At 66.2% G+C, this 13824-nt stretch carries 9 protein-coding genes; 8 read left to right on the forward strand and 1 reads right to left on the reverse strand.

What is annotated here, in order from left to right; genetic code table 11:
* The first annotated feature begins 72 nt into the window (after positions 1 to 72).
* Both cysD and cysN read left to right on the forward strand, forming a co-directional pair.
* Positions 73 to 981 carry a sulfate adenylyltransferase subunit CysD gene (gene cysD / locus F7R02_RS10445; protein WP_078589189.1) on the forward strand — a complete coding sequence of 303 codons (909 nt, stop codon included), beginning with the start codon at positions 73 to 75 and terminating at the stop codon, positions 979 to 981.
* Positions 981 to 2957, forward strand: coding sequence for a sulfate adenylyltransferase subunit CysN (gene cysN / locus F7R02_RS10450; protein ID WP_078589191.1), 1977 nt, complete (start codon positions 981 to 983; stop codon positions 2955 to 2957). Before cysD ends, cysN begins: the two co-directional genes overlap by 1 nt.
* A gap of 30 nt (positions 2958 to 2987) precedes the next feature.
* On the opposite strand, the gene F7R02_RS26335 is transcribed toward cysN, so the two are convergent.
* The gene (locus tag F7R02_RS26335; RefSeq protein ID WP_167521007.1) at positions 2988 to 3140 is read right to left on the reverse strand and encodes a hypothetical protein; all 153 of its coding nucleotides are present in this window, start codon (positions 3138 to 3140) and stop codon (positions 2988 to 2990) included.
* A gap of 78 nt (positions 3141 to 3218) precedes the next feature.
* On the opposite strand from F7R02_RS26335, the gene F7R02_RS10455 reads away from it, so the two are divergent.
* From F7R02_RS10455 to F7R02_RS10480, 6 genes are all read left to right on the forward strand, one after another.
* A complete protein-coding gene (locus tag F7R02_RS10455) occupies positions 3219 to 4289 on the forward strand; it encodes an efflux RND transporter periplasmic adaptor subunit (protein WP_078589192.1) in 1071 nt (356 codons plus the stop codon).
* Positions 4286 to 7411: an efflux RND transporter permease subunit gene (locus F7R02_RS10460; protein ID WP_003487222.1), complete on the forward strand. Its 3126-nt coding sequence runs from the start codon at positions 4286 to 4288 to the stop codon at positions 7409 to 7411. Before F7R02_RS10455 ends, F7R02_RS10460 begins: the two co-directional genes overlap by 4 nt.
* 351 nt (positions 7412 to 7762) lie before the next feature.
* Positions 7763 to 10438 (forward strand): M1 family metallopeptidase, encoded by a 2676-nt coding sequence (locus F7R02_RS10465; protein ID WP_078589194.1) that lies wholly within the window; start codon positions 7763 to 7765, stop codon positions 10436 to 10438.
* A 67-nt stretch (positions 10439 to 10505) separates the two neighbouring features.
* Positions 10506 to 11075, forward strand: coding sequence for a GNAT family N-acetyltransferase (locus tag F7R02_RS10470; RefSeq protein ID WP_003487217.1), 570 nt, complete (start codon positions 10506 to 10508; stop codon positions 11073 to 11075).
* Positions 11076 to 11356: 281 nt separating this feature from the next.
* A complete protein-coding gene (locus F7R02_RS10475; RefSeq protein WP_078589196.1) occupies positions 11357 to 12274 on the forward strand; it encodes a TrmH family RNA methyltransferase in 918 nt (305 codons plus the stop codon).
* Complete coding sequence (locus F7R02_RS10480) at positions 12274 to 13779, forward strand: carboxylesterase/lipase family protein (protein WP_078589198.1); 1506 nt, start codon at positions 12274 to 12276, stop codon at positions 13777 to 13779. Before F7R02_RS10475 ends, F7R02_RS10480 begins: the two co-directional genes overlap by 1 nt.
* The last annotated feature ends 45 nt before the right edge of the window (positions 13780 to 13824 follow it).

The following is a 13824-nucleotide window of genomic DNA, read 5'->3' on the forward strand; positions in this document are numbered from 1 at the left end:
TCAGGGCGGCACACACTGCGGCGCCTTGCCCTACCATCGGCTGGTCTGCCCGCCGACATCCACGATATCCCGATGACTCTGCCGCCGCTGTCCCATCTCGACCGGCTCGAAGCCGAAAGCATCCACATCCTGCGCGAAGTCGCCGCCGAGTTCCGGGTTCCGGTCATGCTGTATTCGGTGGGCAAGGACAGCTCGGTGCTGCTGCACCTGCTGCTCAAGGCGTTCGCGCCGTCGCGGCCGCCGATCCCGCTGCTGCATATCGACACACGCTGGAAGTTCCGCGAGATGATCGCCTTCCGCGACCGCCGCGCGGCCGAGACCGGGGTGGACCTGCGCGTGCACATCAACCCCGACGGCGTTATGCAGGACGTTGGCCCGATCAGCCACGGTGCCGCCGTGCACACCGACATCATGAAAACCCAGGGCCTGAAGCAGGCCCTGGAGCACGGCGGCTTCGATGCGGCGATCGGCGGGGCACGCCGCGACGAAGAGAAATCGCGCGCCAAGGAGCGCGTCTTTTCGTTTCGCACTGCGCGCCACCGCTGGGATCCGAAGAACCAGCGCCCGGAGTTGTGGAATCTGTACAATGCGCGCACCGGTCCGGGCGAAAGCGTGCGTGTGTTTCCGCTCTCCAACTGGACCGAGCTGGACATCTGGCTGTACATCTACCGCGAGAAGATTCCGGTGGTGCCGCTGTACTTCGCCGCCCCGCGCCCGGTGGTGGAGCGCGATGGTGCCTGGATCATGGTCGACGACGCGCGCCTGCCGCTGGACCCGGGCGAAACCCCGCAACTGCGCTCGGTGCGCTTCCGCACGCTGGGCTGCTACCCGCTCACCGGCGCCATCGACTCCAACGCCGACACGCTGGAAGCGGTCATCGCCGAAATGCTGGTCAGCACCAGCTCCGAGCGCCAGGGCCGCATGATCGACCACGCCCCGGGCGCCTCGATGGAACAGAAGAAGCTTGAGGGGTATTTCTGATGGGCAGCGAATGGGGAATCGGGAATGGAGAATCGGAACAGCAGATTGCCGCGGATGCAGTGAGGGAGGGCACCGCCGTTGCGATTCCCGATTCCCGATTCCCGATTCCCGGCACCATCGGTGCCTACCTCCATCAACACGAATCCAAGCCGCTGCTGCGCTTCATCACCTGCGGCAGTGTGGACGACGGCAAGAGCACGCTGATCGGGCGGTTGCTGTACGACAGCAAGCGCCTGTTCGACGATCAACTTGCCGCGCTGGAAAGCGACAGCCGACGGCATGGCACCCAGGGCGGGCGCATCGACTATGCACTGCTGATGGACGGGCTGGCGGCCGAACGCGAGCAGGGCATCACCATCGATGTGGCCTACCGCTATTTCGATACAGACCGGCGGAAATTCATCGTGGCCGATTGCCCCGGGCACGAGCAGTACACGCGCAACATGGCCACCGGCGCGTCGACTGCCGATGTGGCGGTGGTGCTGGTGGATGCGCGCAAGGGCCTGCTCACGCAGACCCGCAGGCATAGCTACATCGTGTCGTTGCTGGGCATCGGGCATGTGGTGCTGGCGGTCAACAAGATGGACCTGGTGGACTACGACGCGCAGGTGTTCGCCGACATCGCAGAAGGCTACGCCGCGCTCGCCGCGCAGCTGGGCATCGGCCAGGTGCAGTGCATTCCGATGTCGGCGCTGGCGGGCGAAAATCTGTCCAGCGCTTCGATGCGGATGCCGTGGTACAGCGGCCCGCATCTGCTGCAGCACCTGGACACCGTGCAGTTGGAGCCGCCGGACGCCGCCAGCGGCCTGCGCCTGCCGGTGCAATGGGTCAACCGCCCCAACGCGCAGTTCCGTGGCTACGCGGGCACGATTGCCGCCGGCCAGGTGCGTGCGGGCGATGCGGTGGTGGTGGTGCCGTCCGGACGCCGCACGCAGGTGGCAAGCGTGCGCGATGCCAATGGCGAGGTCGACAGCGCGCGCGCCGGGCAGGCGGTGACGCTGACTTTGCGCGATGAGATCGACATCAGCCGTGGCGACATCATTGCCGCCATCGACGACCCGCCGGAAGTGGCCGACCAGTTCGCCGCGCATCTGCTGTGGATGGACGATGCTGCGTTGCTGCCCGGCCGTCCGTACTGGCTCAAGATCGGCACCCGCACGGTCACCGTAAGCGTCAGCGACATCAAGCACAAGGTCGATGTGAACACGCAGGAGCGGCTGGCCGCCAAACGGCTGGAGCTCAACGAAGTGGGCTACTGCAACCTGGCGCTGGACGAGCCCATCGCGTTCTCGCCCTATGCGCGCAACCGCGTGCTCGGCGGTTTCATCCTGATCGACCGGCAGAGCAATGCCACGGTGGCCGCCGGCACGCTGGAATTCGCGTTGCGCCGCGCCGGCAACGTGCACTGGCAGCATCTGGACGTGGATCGCGGCGCGCGTGCGCGCATCAAGGGCCAGGCGCCACGCGTGTTGTGGTTTACCGGGCTGTCGGGTGCCGGCAAGTCCACTGTCGCCAACCTGGTGGACAAGCGCCTGCACGCGCTGGGCTATCACACCTTCATCCTGGACGGCGACAACGTGCGCCACGGGCTCAACCGCGATCTGGGCTTCACCGACGAAGACCGCGTGGAAAACATCCGTCGTGTGGCCGAAGTGGCCCGCCTGATGGCCGATGCCGGCCTGATCGTGCTGGTGAGTTTCATTTCGCCGTTCCGCGCCGAGCGGCAACTGGCACGCGAGCGCTTCGACCAGGGCGAGTTTATCGAGGTCTTCGTGGACGTGCCGCTGGCGGTCGCCGAGGCGCGCGACGTGAAAGGGCTGTACCGCAAGGCGCGTGCCGGCCAGATTCCCAATTTCACCGGGATCGACTCGCCGTACGAGGCACCCCAGACTCCGGAGATCCATCTTCACGCCGATGGTGAGAATGTAGAGGCGCTGGCGCACCATGTGCTCGAATATCTGGGGCTGGAACGCTAAGCACGGCTAACACCGCAGGGCAGGCGATCCTCAGGCAAGCGCGGTAAGTGTGCGCAGCGGCGGTGTATGACCCCATACATGCCGTTGCTGCAGACCGGTTGCGCCCGTCTGGCGAATGCGCAGCCGGGTCTTGGTCGCGCCGACCAGCGCATCGTGCCAAGGACGGCAAGGGTCTTTGGTCATGGTGCAAAGCGCGCCCTTTCTGTCAATTCATGACGGCTAGGTCGGTAAACTTTCGACGTACCCCGCCAGGATGTCCTGATGCTTGTTCTGCCCAGCGCGCGCGTTTTCGCCGCGCTCTTGTTGGCCGTTGTGCTGGTCGGTTGTAGCCGTCAGGCCAGCACGCCGGCCGCTGCCAAACCCATTCCGGTCTCTGTGCAGGCGGTGGCCACCCAACCCTGGAACTCGACCGTGCAGTCGATCGCTACCGTGCGCGCGCGCGAATCGGTGGCGCTCACCGCTGCAGTCAGCGATGTGGTGGAACAGGTGTATTTCGACAGCGGCGACGAGGTCAAGGCCGGGCAATTGCTGCTGCGTCTGCGCGGCAATTCGCAGCAGGCGGCGTTGACTGCCGCACAGGCCACCTTCGAAGAAACCGACCAGTTGTACCGCCGCCAGTTGAGTCTGGTTGGCCAGCAATTGGTGGCCAAATCCACCGTGGACACGCAACGCGCCTTACGCGATGCCGCGCAGGCGCGCGTGCAGCAGATGCGCGCCGAAATCACCGACCGCGAAGTGCGTGCGCCGTTTTCCGGCGTGCTGGGCATCCGCCAGATCAGTCCTGGTTCGCTGATCACCTCCAGCACGGTGATCGCCACGCTGGACGATGTGGCGCGTATGTACGTGGATTTCCAGGTGCCGGAATCGCAGTTCGGCCTGGTGCAACTCGGTAATGCCGTGAGCGGCAGCGCGGCGGCGTATCCGGGCGCGCAGTTCCAGGGCGAAGTGGTGACCATCGATTCGCGGATCGACGAAACCACGCGCTCGGTGACGGTGCGTGCTGACTTTCCCAACGACTATCGCCGGCTTCGCCCGGGCATGTTGCTCGATGTGCGGTTGTTCCAGCCGGCGCGGCAGGCGCTGGTGATCCCGGAAATTGCGGTGGTGCAGGTGGGGCGCGAATCGTATGTGTTCCGGGTCAAGCCCGACAGCACCGTGGAGCGCGCCGATGTACGGCTGGGCGAGCGCCGCGATGGCAAGGTGGAAATTCTCGAAGGCGTCAGGGCCGGTGAGCGCATCGTGGTGGATGGCACCGGCAAGCTGCGCCCGGGCGTGAAGGTTGCCGATCAGGCGCCACCCGCAGCACCCCGCCCGCAGGCGGCCGCACAATGAAACTCTCCGACCTATCGATCACCCGCCCGGTGATGGCGGTGGTGATGAGTTTGCTGCTGATCGTGTTGGGAGTGATGTCGTTCACCCGCCTTACGCTGCGCGAATTGCCGGCCATCGATCCGCCCATCGTGTCGGTGGATGTGGAATACACCGGCGCCTCGGCGGCAGTGGTGGAAAGCCGCATCACCCAGGTGCTGGAAGACGCGCTGGCCGGCATCGAGGGCATCTCCACCATCGAGGCGCGCAGCCGCAATGGTTCGTCCGATATCAGCATCGAGTTCGTGCAATCGCGCGATGTGGAGGCGGCCGCCAACGATGTGCGCGACGCGGTCAGCCGCGTGTCCGACCGCATGCCCGACCAGGCGCGCCCACCGGAGATTTCCAAGGTCGAAGCCGACGCCGACCCCATCCTGTGGCTCAACATGAGCTCCAGCACGATGGACACGCTGCAGCTGTCCGACTACGCCGAGCGCTACGTGGTGGATCGTTTTTCCAGCCTGGACGGCGTGGCGCAGGTACGGATCGGCGGGCGCCAGCGCTATGCGATGCGCATCTGGCTGGACCGCGACCAGCTGGCCGCACGCGAGCTTACCGTGGCCGATGTGGAAGCGGCGCTGCAAAATGAAAACGTGGAGTTGCCGGCCGGCAGCATCGAATCGGCGCAGCGCGATTTCACCTTGCGCGTGGAGCGCAGTTATCTCAAGCCCGAAGACTTCGCCAAGTTGCCGTTGAACAAGGGCGAGGGCGGTTACGTGGTACGGCTGGGCGATGTGGCCAGGGTGGAGCTGACCTCGGCCGAGCGGCGCGCCTATTTCCAGAGCAATGGCGTGCCCAACGTGGGGCTGGGCATCGTGCGCAACTCCACCGCCAATGCGCTGGACGTGGCGCGCGAAGCGCGCGCGCAAGCCGAAGAAGTGCAGAAGTCGCTACCGAAGGGCACCAACATCTTCGTTGCCTTCGATACCACCACCTTCATCGATGCGGCGGTGGAGCGCGTGTATCACACGCTGGTGGAAGCGGTGGTGCTGGTGCTGGTGGTGATCTGGGTGTTTCTGGGCAGCGCGCGCGCCGCGCTGATTCCTGCGGTGACGGTGCCGGTGTGTTTGATTGCCGCGTTCATTGCGCTATACGCCTTCGATTTTTCGATCAACCTGCTTACCCTGCTGGCCTTGGTGTTGTGTATCGGCTTGGTGGTGGACGACGCCATCGTGGTGGTGGAAAACATCCAGCGCCGGATCGATCTGGGCGAACCGCCGCTGGTAGCCGCCAAGCGCGGCACCGGGCAGGTGGCGTTCGCCGTGATTGCGACCACGGCCGTGCTGGTGGCGGTGTTTCTGCCGGTCGGTTTTCTGGAAGGCAATACCGGGCGGCTGTTCCGCGAGTTGGCGGTGGCGCTGGCGGCGGCAGTGGCGATTTCGGCCTTCGTGGCGCTGACGCTGACGCCGATGATGTCGTCCAAGTTGTTGCGCGCGCATGGGCAGGCCAAGCCCAATCGCTTCCACCACTGGTTCGATGGGCGCATGCAGGCGGTGTCCGGTGCGTATGGGCGCTCGCTGGAGCGGCATGTGCACCGCACCTGGATCTTTGCGCTGCTGATGCTGTTGGCGCTGGGCGCCAGCGCATGGCTGATGGGCCGCATTCCCTCCGAACTGGCGCCGGCCGAAGACCGCGGCAATTTCCAGATCATGATCGACGGACCGGAAGGTGCCGGCTTCGATTACACGGTGGGGCAGATGCATCAGGTGGAAGACATCCTGCGCCCCTACGTGGGGCCGGACAAACCCATCGTGCGCGCCAACCCGCGCGTGCCTGGCGGCTTTGGCAGCAGCGAGGAAATGCACACCGGCCGGGTCAGCGTGTTCTTGCAGGATTGGGAAAAGCGCACCCGCCCCACCACCGAAGTGGCCGATGAGGTGCAGCAGAAACTCAACGTGCTCAGCGGCGTGCGTGCGCGCACGCAGGTGAGCGGCGGGTTGGTGCGTAGCCGCGGCCAGCCGTTTCAGTTGGTGCTGGGCGGGCCGGATTACGCGGAGATCGCGCAGTGGCGCGATCGCATCCTGCAGCGCATGGAAGCCAACCCAGGCTTGGTCGGCCCGGACTCGGATTACAAGGAAACCCGCCCGCAGATGCGCGTCAATATCGACCGCCTGCGCGCAGCCGATCTGGGCGTGCCGGTCACTGCCATTGGCGGCGCGCTGGAAGCGCTGATGGGCTCGCGCCGCGTCACCACCTTCGTCGACAACGGCGAGGAATACGACGTGATGCTGCAGGCTGGGCGCGAGGGCCGCATGTCGCCGGAAGACCTCACTGCCATTCGCGTGCGTTCCAACCGTGGCGAGCTGATCCCGCTCTCCAACCTGGTGACCTTGAGCGAAGTGGCCGAAGCCGGCACCTTGAACCGCTTCAATCGCCTGCGCGCGATCACGATCACCGCCGGCCTGGCACCGGGTTATCCGCTTGGCGATGCCATTGCCTGGGCGCAGCAGGCCGCGCAGGAAGAGCTTCCCGAATATGCGCAGGTGGACTGGAAAGGCGAATCGCGCGAGTACCAGCAATCGGGCAGTGCGGTGTTGCTGACCTTCGGCATGGCGCTGCTGGTGGTGTATCTGGTGCTGGCCGCGCAGTTCGAAAGCTTCGCGCACCCGTTGGTGATCATGCTCACGGTGCCGTTGGCGGTGCTGGGCGCGCTGGTAGGGCTATGGCTGACCGGCGGCACGCTCAACCTGTTCAGTCAGATCGGCATCGTGATGCTGGTGGGCCTGGCGGCCAAGAACGGCATCCTGATCGTGGAATTCGCTAACCAGTTGCGCGATGAGGGGCGCAGTGTGCATGCGGCCATCGTGGAGTCGGCATCGGTGCGTTTGCGCCCGATCCTGATGACCTCGATTGCGACGGTGGTCGGCGCGATTCCGCTGGTGGTGGCCGGCGGACCCGGCTCGGCCAGCCGCGCCACCATCGGCGTGGTGGTGATCTTCGGCGTCTCGCTGTCCACGTTGTTGTCGCTGTACGTGGTGCCGGCGTTCTATAGCCTGATCGCGCCGTTTACCAAGTCGCCCGAAGCGGTGGCACGCCAGTTGGAAACCCTGGAAGCGCAGACGCCGTCGGTGGGTGGGCATGCGTGAACGAAGCCGGCAGCGCTACGGCTGCCGGCATTCGTCGATGCGGAGGATGGCGTCAGGTCATCGATGCGCCGGGCCGGCGTGTGCATTCGTCCATCTGAGCGGCCCGCGTCTGCGCCGCGCAATTCGTTGCATGCGGCAGCGATGCCGCGCGCTGCAATGCGTCTCGTATGGTTGTCCACGGTAGGCTGGCGCTGCGAACCTCATAACGGTGCCCAGCCCAGAAGGGCGCGCGTTGTGGCCGGTGTTGTGGGCGCTGCGCGGCGTGAGTGCGAGCCGGTCGCCAACCAATGGCCCATGACAGGCATGGATGAATATGGTGCACTTCGACGATTGCCATCCCCGGAGTTGTCGATGCGTCGTCTTGCCTGCCTGCTTGCTCCTTCTCTTCTCGCGTTGTGCTGCGGCAACGTGCTGGCACAGTCGTCCGCCGAGGCGGTTCCCAATGGTCGTCTGCCGAGCTGGGCAGTACCGGAGCGCTACAGCCTCGCGCTCAAGATCGACCCGGAGCAGGCCCAATTCAGCGGCCGCACCACCATTCGCGTGCAGCTCAAGCAGGCGTCCGACCATCTTTGGTTGCACGGCAAGGAGTTGAAGGTCAGCAAGGTCACCGTCAAGCCCGGCAAGGGCAAGGCGCTGACGGCACGCTACGTGGAAGCCGATGCGCAAGCCGGCGTGGCGCGGCTGGACTTCGGCCGCACGCTCTCGCCGCAGACGCTTACCGTGGAGATCGCCTACAGCGCGCCGCTCAACCAGCAGCTGCAGGGCCTGTACCAGGTGAAATACCAGGGCAAGGCGTATGCGATGACGCAGATGGAGCCGATCAGTGCGCGCTACGCGTTCCCGGGCTTCGACGAGCCGGCGTTCAAGACGCCGTTCGACATCAGCCTGACCGTGCCCAGCGATGACCAGGCGCTGGCCAACACCATCGCGACCTCGACCAAGCCGGCCGGCAAGGGCTGGAAGACGGTGACCTTCGCCCCGACCGTGCCGCTGCCGACCTACCTGGTCGCCTACGCCGCCGGCCCATGGGACGTGGTGGATGTGGCACCGATGCCGGCCACCCCGCAGCGTCCGAACGCCACGCCATTGCGCGGCATTGCCGCCAAGGGCCAGGGCCCGCGCATCACCCCTGCGCTGGACCAGACCCCGGCCATCATCGCCGCGCTGGAGGACTACTACGCCTTCGGCTACCCGTTCGACAAGCTCGATCTGGTCGCTGCGCCGGACTTCAGCGCCGGCGCGATGGAAAACCCTGGGTTTGTGACCTTCCGCGATTGGCTGCTGTTGCTGGACAAGGATTCGCCGGCCGAGAACGTGCAGCGCTCCTTCAACGTCAATGCGCACGAACTGGCGCATCAGTGGACCGGCGACACCGTGACCATGGCGTGGTGGGACGACCTGTGGCTCAACGAAGCGTTCGCCACCTGGATGCAGCAGAAGATCACCATGCAACTGCATCCGGAATACCACGCCAATCTGGACCGTATCGGCGGTGCGCAGCATGCGATGGAGAACGACAGCCTGGTGAGCGCACGCAAGATTCGCCAGCCGATCACCGGCAATGGCGATATCGAAACCGCCTTCGATGGCATCACCTACCAGAAGGGCGCGGCGGTGCTGGCGATGTTCGAAGCCTTCGTCGGCGAAGACGTGTTCCGCGAGGGCATGCGCGCCTACATCGCCAAGCACAAGTTCGGGAACGCGACTGCCGACGACCTGGTCGATGCGGTCGCAGAAGCGGCCGGCAAGGGCGATGATTTAAAGGCCGCATTCCGCAGCTTCCTCAACCAGCCGGGCGTGCCGTATCTGCAGACCCAGGTGGCGCGCGAAGGCGGCAAGACCGTGGTCAAACTGCAGCAGCAGCGCTACCTGCCGCTGGGGTCCACCGGGTCTGCCGCGCAGCAATGGGGCGTGCCGGTGTGCGTGAAGTACGGCAAGGGCAAGAACCAGGTCGGTACCGCCTGCCAGTTGCTTGAAGACGGCAGCGGCAGCATCGTGCTGGAAGGCGCCGGCAAGAACACCTGGGTGTTCCCGAATGCGCGTGGCGCCGGCTATTACCGCTTCTCGCTGCCCAAGAAGCAATTGGCGGCGCTGGGCAAGCAGGTCGGCCAGCTGGACGATAACGAGCAGCTCGCCTACGCCGATGCGATCAATGCGGCGTACCGTCACGGCGATGCCGACAACGCGGCCGTGCTGGCGGCGCTCGCGCAGCTGGCGCCGTCGGCATCGGCAGATGTGTCCACCGCGCTGCTGGACCGTTTCGGGTGGATCTGGCGTTACCAGGCCACCACCGAGGCGCAGCGCGGCGCATTGCGCAAGGCTGCCGAACAGGCGTATCTGCCGCGTCTGCGTGCGCTGGGTTACGCACGGCGCAGCGGTGAGTCGATCGACGACACTGCGCTGCGCACGTCGCTGGCCAGTGTGTTCGCCTTGCGTCTGCAGAACGCTGAGGTACGCAAGGCCCTGCTGGCGCAAGGCGATGCGGTGCTGGCCGGCGGCAAGGGTGCGCTGGATTTCTCCGCCGCCAACCCGGACCTGCTCGGCACCGTACTGGCCGTGACTGCCCAGGAACGCGGCGCGCCGGCAGTGCAGGCACTGATCGATGCACTGCGCACGCATGCCGACCCGGCCCAGCGCAACGCCATGATCGCCGCACTGGGTGCAGTGCAGGACCCGGCGCTGCTGAAGCAGGTGCGCGATTTTGCGTTGACCGATGCGATCAAGGTGGGCGAGATGAAGAGCCTGCTGATGCGCGGGCACAGCGACGAGCGTTCGCATGATTCGATGTGGGCCTGGTTCACCGCCAACTTCGACCGCATCGTGCAACGCAGTGGCTCGTTCGATGGCGGCGGGTTGCCGGCGCTGGGTGCATCCGGTGGCTGCAGCGTGGAGGAGGCCGATCGCCTGGATGCGTTCTTCAAGCCGCGCCTGGCCAAGCTCAGTGGCGCCGACCGTGGCCTGGCCCAGACCGGCGAGACCATCCGCCTGTGCGCTGCGTTGAAACAGGCGCAAACCGCCCAGCGCTGAGTTGCGGCGTGCGGCCAGTGTGCGCAGTATCGTGGGAGTCGCTGCTGCGCATGCCATGACCACCGCAATGGACGAGTCGCTGATCGTGCACGGGGAAGGCTTCGTGCTGCGCCGCTGGCGCCCGGACGACCTGGATGCCTTGCTGCGGCATGCCAACGACCCGCTGGTGCCGCGCGGATTGAGCGAGCGATTCCCTCACCCATATACCCGTGCCGACGGCGAAGCGTTCCTGGCAGGCAGGGTTGTCGATGTGCGGGACCCGGTGCTGGCCATCGAGATCGATGGCCAGGCCTGCGGTTCGATCGCCGTACGCCCAGGGCAGGGCGAACGTCGCTACTCGGCCGAACTGGGGTATTGGATCGGTCGCACGTACTGGGGCCGCGGCTGGATGACACGTATCGTGGGCACGTATGTCGCCTGGGCGATGCAGACCCTGCCGCTGTATCGCGTGCAGGCCACCGTGCTCGATACCAATCCTGCATCGGCCACGGTGTTGCTGCGCAATGGCTTCGTCGAAGAAGGCGTCAGCCGCTGTGCGCTGCTCAAGCCGGATGGGCTGCACGATCTGCGTGTGTTCGCGCGGGTGAATCCACCCGCTGCGGTTTGCGTGCCCGTCTGCGCATCCGCCCCTGCGTGATTGCACGCCCGTGATAGCGAGCTGCGGAACGTGAAATAGCCGCCTCGCAGATGCTGCGCGCAGTCGGTCACTTCAACCTCGCCCCGGCAGGGCGGCACGACGTTCGACAGGCTTCGGCCCGGCCGCCGTAGACGGACCATCGCGCCAGTGGCTTACCATCGTCGTCACTGCTTGTGCGGCGGCGGCCCTGCGGGTGCTGCAACACGACCGACACGCATACGGCGAAACGGCCGGAAACAGCCGTTTGGCACTGCAAGCAACACGAACTTCTGGATCCGACAATGACACAGCATGATGGACGCGGCGGACGGCCGCCACGCGATGGCGGCTCCGGCCCCTCGCACAATCCGTGGGGCCGCGCTGCGCCGCGCACACCGGCGCCGCGCAGCGCCGCACCCCGTGCTCCAGCGCAGCACGCTCCAGCCGCCACGCCATCTGCCGCTGCAGCGAGCGGCAACGCGCGTGAGGTGCGGCTATACGGCATCAATGCCGTCCAGGCCGTGTTCAAGACGCGCCCGGAAGCGCTGCGCAAGCTGTACCTGAGCGAGGCGCGCATTCCGCAATTCAAGGCGCTGCTGGCCTGGTGCGTGACCCAGCGCATCGGTTATCGCGTGGTGGAAGAGGCCGATCTGAGCAAGCTCGCTGCCAGTGCGCACCATGAGGGAGTGGTGGCCGAGGTGCTGCGCGTCACCCCGCACTCCTTGCAGGAATGGCTGGCCGCGTTGCCGCAGGGCCCGGTGCTGGCGCTATGGCTGGACGGGGTGGGCAATCCGCATAACTTCGGGGCGATCTTGCGCTCGTCGGCGCACTTCGGCGTGGCCGGTCTGTTGCTGCCGGCCGGCTCCACGCTGGGCCTGTCGGGCGCGGCCGCACGCGTGGCCGAAGGCGGCGCCGAAGCGGTACCGCTGGTGCAATTGCCCGACGCTGCAACGGCGTTGGCGCAGCTGCGTCAGGCCGGTTTTGCGATTGCTGCCACACTGGTCGACGGTGGCCAGGATGTCTTCGCCGCCGCGTTGCCGCAACGCCTGGTATACGTGATGGGCGCAGAAAGCGACGGTATGGACCGCGCATTTGCGCGCGATTGCGATCTGCAGTTGTCGATCCGCGGCAGCGGCAAGGTGGAAAGTCTCAACGTTGCCTCGGCCACCGCGGTCTTCCAGGCCGCCTGGCACGCGCGCATGCTCACCGGAGAACACTGATGTTGCGTTTTTCTGCGTTGTTGCTTGCGACCGGTTGCTTCTTCAGTGCAAACGCGTCTGCCACCACGACGGCGGCACCACCCGAGGTGCGTACCGATCATGGTGCGGTGCGTGGCCAATGGCAGGACGATGGCAGTGCGGTCTTCCGCGCGATCCCCTTCGCTGCGCCGCCATTGGGTGCGCTGCGCTGGCGCCCGCCGCAACCGGTCGCCGCATGGACCCAGGTGCGCGACGCCACTCAGGCCGCCACGCCGTGCGTGCAGCCGGCGCTGGGCTGGAACAACGCCATGGCCAGGCGCGGCACCGAAGATTGCCTCTATGTCGAAGTGCAGACACCGCAGCTGCATCCGTCCAAGCCGCTGCCGGTGTTCGTATGGATCCACGGTGGCGCGAACGTGGCGGGCGGCGCCGATGGACATCTGCCCACCAACCTGGTGGCGCAGGGCATGCTGGTGGTGACGCTGCAATACCGGCTGGGCGCGCTGGGGTTCCTGTCGTTGCCGGAGCTGGCCGATGGCGACTACAACGCTGCCGGCAATTACGCCTTGCTCGATCAGATCGCCGCGCTGCAATGGGTGCGCGACAACATCGCGCAGTTCGGCGGCGACTCCGCGCGAGTCACGATTGCCGGGCAGTCGGCCGGCGGCCAGGACGTGGGCTTGCTGATGCTCAGCCCGCTCGCACGCGGCCTGTTCTCGGCAGCCATCGAACAGAGCGGCACTGCCGGCTTCGGCCTGCCGGCGCGCAGCCTGGAAGACAATCGCGCGCTGGGCGTGAGCATTGCCAAACGTGCCGGCATCGATGATTCGGCCACGCGCCTGGCGCAACTACGCGCGTTGCCGGTCGACCAACTGCTCAAGGCCGCGCAGGGCGTGGATGTGCCGGCCCTGGATGACGACGGCTACATCTGGTTGCAGGCGGTGGTCGACGGGCGTGTGCTGCCGCGTGCGCCGGCGCAGATGCTCGCTGCCGGCGCGCAGGCAAAGGTGCCGCTGTTGATCGGTTACGTGGTGCAGGAACTGCGCTATGGCGGCGAGGAAGGCGCCGAGAAGCGGGTGCGCCGCGACTATCCCGACCACGCGGGCGCCATCCTGCAAACGCATCGCGCCGTTGTCGCGCAGCGCGCCGAACGGCAAGGCAATGCATCCATGCAATTGTCCACCGATCTCACCTTCCGCTGCCCGGCGGTGACCGTGGCGCAACGCCAGGCTGCGCTTGGCGTGCCGGTATGGCATTACGTGTTCGATGCCGCCGTGCCCGGTGGGCAGGTGACGCATAGCGCAGAGTTGCCGTTCCTGTTCAAGAACCTGCCGATCGGCCAACCGCCGGTGTTCCTGCAGCGCTATTGGGCTGCGTTCGTGCAGCATGGCAATCCGAATGCCAAGGGCCTGCCGGCCTGGCCGGCATTCACGCCGGCGCATGCAGGGCTGCAGTTCGATGCACGTGGCGTGCAACCCTTCAAGGATGCGCGTCCGGCGGTGTGTGCAGGCGTGGAGTTGCCCTAATCGATCGCGCGCGCGCAACGGTGCGCGCGATCGACCCAACGCAAC

This window comes from Xanthomonas cissicola, from assembly GCF_008801575.1.
GTDB lineage: Bacteria > Pseudomonadota > Gammaproteobacteria > Xanthomonadales > Xanthomonadaceae > Xanthomonas > Xanthomonas cissicola.

Coding starts and splice junctions, on each gene's coding strand:
- cysD (WP_078589189.1), top strand. CDS start 73: ATGACTCTGCCGCCGCTGTCCCATCTCGACCGGCTCGAAGCCGAAAGC.
- cysN (WP_078589191.1), top strand. CDS start 981: ATGGGCAGCGAATGGGGAATCGGGAATGGAGAATCGGAACAGCAGATT.
- F7R02_RS26335 (WP_167521007.1), bottom strand. CDS start 3,140: ATGACCAAAGACCCTTGCCGTCCTTGGCACGATGCGCTGGTCGGCGCG.
- F7R02_RS10455 (WP_078589192.1), top strand. CDS start 3,219: ATGCTTGTTCTGCCCAGCGCGCGCGTTTTCGCCGCGCTCTTGTTGGCC.
- F7R02_RS10460 (WP_003487222.1), top strand. CDS start 4,286: ATGAAACTCTCCGACCTATCGATCACCCGCCCGGTGATGGCGGTGGTG.
- F7R02_RS10465 (WP_078589194.1), top strand. CDS start 7,763: ATGCGTCGTCTTGCCTGCCTGCTTGCTCCTTCTCTTCTCGCGTTGTGC.
- F7R02_RS10470 (WP_003487217.1), top strand. CDS start 10,506: ATGGACGAGTCGCTGATCGTGCACGGGGAAGGCTTCGTGCTGCGCCGC.
- F7R02_RS10475 (WP_078589196.1), top strand. CDS start 11,357: ATGACACAGCATGATGGACGCGGCGGACGGCCGCCACGCGATGGCGGC.
- F7R02_RS10480 (WP_078589198.1), top strand. CDS start 12,274: ATGTTGCGTTTTTCTGCGTTGTTGCTTGCGACCGGTTGCTTCTTCAGT.